1 protein-coding gene is annotated in these 521 nt (G+C 44.1%); it reads left to right on the forward strand.

What is annotated here, in order from left to right:
- On the forward strand, positions 1-521 hold a 521-nt coding region (locus FQP90_RS23140; RefSeq protein ID WP_244296981.1), incomplete at both ends, for a GTP-binding protein.

Raw genomic sequence — 521 nt, forward strand, 5'->3', positions numbered from 1 at the left:
AAAGCGATTGAAGACGCTAACGTTGTATTACTGCTTATTGATGCTCGAGACAACATTTCTGATCAAGACTTAAGCTTGTTGGGTTTTGCGTTGAATGCTGGTCGTTCTATCGTAATTGCAGTAAACAAGTGGGATGGTCTAGACAGCGATGTTAAAGATCGCGTTAAGAAAGCACTAGACCGCCGTTTAGGTGTTGTTGATTTTGCTCGTATTCACTTTATCTCTGCACTTCACGGTACAGGTGTTGGTCACTTGTTTGAGTCTGTTCAAGAAGCTTACAAGTCAGCGACAACGCGTGTTGGTACTTCTGTACTGACTCGTATCATGAAGATGGCGACTGATGATCACCAACCACCTATGGTTCGTGGCCGTCGTGTGAAATTGAAATACGCGCACGCTGGTGGCTACAACCCACCGATTATCGTTATCCACGGTAACCAAGTTCGCAACTTGCCAGATTCATACAAACGATTCTTGATGAACTACTATCGTCGTTCACTAGAGATTATGGGTACACCTAT

Origin of the sequence: Paenarthrobacter nitroguajacolicus, assembly GCF_007786235.1 — a bacterium.
In the GTDB taxonomy this organism is placed as follows: Bacteria; Actinomycetota; Actinomycetes; order Actinomycetales; family Micrococcaceae; genus Arthrobacter; species Arthrobacter nitroguajacolicus_A.